This window comes from Streptomyces sp. NPDC048191 (assembly GCF_040652655.1).
GTDB lineage: Bacteria > Actinomycetota > Actinomycetes > Streptomycetales > Streptomycetaceae > Streptomyces.
On sequence record NZ_JBEZMO010000084.1, the window covers coordinates 1 to 2,702 of the forward strand.

Annotated in this window: 3 protein-coding genes; 1 reads left to right on the forward strand and 2 read right to left on the reverse strand. The window is 68.5% G+C overall.

Annotation, left to right across the window (positions count from 1 at the left end):
* Positions 1 to 140: 140 nt before the first annotated feature.
* Positions 141 to 611: a cyanase gene (cynS, locus tag AB0D93_RS41440; protein ID WP_362131920.1), complete on the reverse strand. Its 471-nt coding sequence runs from the start codon at positions 609 to 611 to the stop codon at positions 141 to 143.
* A gap of 111 nt (positions 612 to 722) precedes the next feature.
* Positions 723 to 1,331, reverse strand: coding sequence for a carbonic anhydrase (locus tag AB0D93_RS41445; protein ID WP_362131923.1), 609 nt, complete (start codon positions 1,329 to 1,331; stop codon positions 723 to 725).
* Between the two features lie 124 nt (positions 1,332 to 1,455).
* Here AB0D93_RS41445 and cynR point away from each other — a divergent pair, with 124 nt between their 5' ends.
* Positions 1,456 to 2,364: a transcriptional regulator CynR gene (cynR, locus tag AB0D93_RS41450; RefSeq protein WP_362131926.1), complete on the forward strand. Its 909-nt coding sequence runs from the start codon at positions 1,456 to 1,458 to the stop codon at positions 2,362 to 2,364.
* The last annotated feature ends 338 nt before the right edge of the window (positions 2,365 to 2,702 follow it).

Below are 2,702 nucleotides of genomic sequence, written 5' to 3' on the forward strand. Positions count from 1 at the left end.
CTCACCGCGACCCCATGTCGTGCTGGGGGCGCGGTGAGGCGGCGGAGGAGCCCTGTCATGGCCCTGGTCGCCCGAAGCGAATCGGCGTGCCGGCCAGGCGCCTTATCGGCAGCGGCCGTCGGCACGGCGGACGGCCGGGGTCAGAACGGCTTGGTGGGCAGGTACTTGCCGTCCAGGGTGATCACCGCGCGCTCGCCGCCCTCGGGGTCGGCGACCTTCTTGACGTCGAGCTTGAAGTTGATCGCGCTGATGATGCCGTCACCGAACTGCTCGTGGACCAGGGCCTTGAGCGTGGTGCCGTAGATCTGGACGATCTCGTAGAAGCGGTAGATCGTCGGGTCGGTCGGGACGCCGCCGGGAATGGATCCCCGGGTCGGGATGGCCTGCAGCAGTACGGCCGCGTCCTCGTCCAGCTCCAGCAGTTCGGCGACCGCCCTGGCGGCGGCCTCCGGCAGCGGATGCTGCCCCAGCAGCGCGGCGGTGGTGAAGGCGACCGACAGGCCGCTGGCGTCGGCGATCTCCTGCCAGGTCAGGTCCTTGCGCGTCTTGGCCTCGACAACCACAGCGGCCAGGGCCTGCCGGGCGGCAGGGTCGAACTGAGCGTGCACCATGAGGGTGCTCCTTTCCAACATGCCAGCCCGCCCTACAGCGAGCTCAGCGGAGTCATACGGTCAGGGGATCAGGCCGCCGGACGGCGGCTGGGACGAAAGGGCCAGAGCAGCTCAGGCCGCGAGGGCGGCGGAGCAACCCGTGACCGGGTCGACCTGGTCGACCGCGCCGGTGGGGATGTCGTAGACCCAGCCGCGCAGCGTGAGGGTCTTCGCCGCCAGTGCCCGCACGACGCTGGGGTGCGTCGCCAGGTTCGCCAGCTGAGCGATCACGTTGTTCCGTATCAGGACGCTTACCTTGTCCTCGCCGGGCTCGGCACAGGCCGTACGGACCAGCGAGGCCTCCGCGTGCCGCAGCCAGTGGGCGACGGCCGGCAGGGCGGCGAGGTCGTGCTCGTCCGCCAGGGCGGTCATCGCGCCACAGGCGGAATGCCCGCAGACGACGATGTCGGACACGCCCAGGACGGCGACGGCGTACTCGATGCTCGCCGCGATCCCATCAGCGTTCGGGGTGTAGGCGGGCACCAGGTTTCCGGCCGTCCGGATGACGAACAGCTCGCCCGGCTCGCTCTGTGTGATCAGCTCCGGTACGACGCGGGCGTCGGAGCAGCTGATGAACAGGGTGCTGGGCCGGTGCGTGGTGGCCAGGTGCTGAAAGTGCGCCGCCTGGGCGGGGAAGACGCCCCGCTGGAAATGTGCGACTCCCTCGGCGAGGTCCTGCATGATCACTCCTTTCGGCCAGTGCCCGACTGGTGCGGGTTGACGAAATCCACCATGCATGAACTGTGCTTATAGAGTCCAAGACGCCCTGAATATAAGTTCTATTGGTCTCACCTATAGTGAGGTCATGGGCTTCGAACTACGTCATCTGCGCTATCTGCTCGCCGTCGCCGAACAAGGCAGCTTCACCCGCGCCGCCGAAGTCCTGCACATCTCCCAGCCGACCCTGTCCCAGCAGATCAGACAGATGGAACGCCTGATGGGCACGCAGTTGCTGGACCGTACGGGTCGTGCCGTGCGCCTCACCGACGCCGGCGAGACCTACGTCCACTACGCCCGTCGCGCCCTGCAGGAACTCGCCGCTGCCGAACGCGCCGTCCACGACGTGGCCGACCTCTCCCGCGGCAGCCTGCGCCTGGCGGTCACCCCCACCTTCACCGCCTACCTCATCGGCCCCCTCACTGGACAGTTCCACGTCCGTCATCCCGACATCACCCTGAGCATCAGGGAAATGACGCAGGACCGCATCGAGTCCGCCCTCCTTGCCGACGACCTCGACCTCGGGATCGCCTTTCGCGGTGCCCACCTGCCCGGCATCTCCACGGACGACTTGTTCACCGAAGCCCTCAGCCTCGTCGTCGGCACCCACCACCCCCACGCCGACCGGACAGACCCGCTACCCGTGCGAGAACTGGAAAGCCGCCCCCTGGCCCTGCTCAGCAGCGACTTCGCCACCCGCAGGCACATCGACACCTACTTCGATCAGCACCGCACCACACCGCGCATCGCGATGGAAGCCAACTCGGTCAACGCCGTCGCCGAAATGATCCAGCGCACCCCTCTGGCATCTGTGCTGCCCGAGGCCATCGCCCGGGATCACCCGCATCTGCGCGCCGTCCCCCTCGACCCGCCCCTGCCCGAGCGCACTGTCACTCTGCTCAGCCGCTCGGGCTCCTACCAAAGCGCTGCCGCCCGGGCCTTCACCCACCTCACCCGACACTGGGTCGCCTCCAGCGGATACCCCTCCTCCCCATGAGGCCGCGGAGGCAGCGGGCGGTCGCCCATGGCACAGGGACGCCGTCTGTCGAGCGGACAGGTCGAGCCGTGGAACTCTCCCTTCATACGGCACGCCCTCTGATCGACTGGCAAGGCCCGCACGGCTCGCTCAGCTCCCGCGGCCGGTCACGGACGCCGCTGTCACCGTCGCGGGCAGCAGCCGGCAGGACACAGGCCCGGAGTCCGGGAGTACCGGCTCCGGAGCGACTTCTTGTGGCTTGAGGGCGGGCCGTGGATACGTGTGGCCACCGGGACATCTGATAGGCGAATGCCGCCGCGCTCTTCCCGGATCCGCTAAGTTAGCGGATCCGGGAAGAG

Excerpts from the sequence above, each read along its gene's own strand:
- cynR (WP_362131926.1), top strand. The coding sequence starts at position 1,456 with ATGGGCTTCGAACTACGTCATCTGCGCTATCTGCTCGCCGTCGCCGAA.
- cynS (WP_362131920.1), bottom strand. The coding sequence starts at position 611 with ATGGTGCACGCTCAGTTCGACCCTGCCGCCCGGCAGGCCCTGGCCGCT.
- AB0D93_RS41445 (WP_362131923.1), bottom strand. The coding sequence starts at position 1,331 with ATGCAGGACCTCGCCGAGGGAGTCGCACATTTCCAGCGGGGCGTCTTC.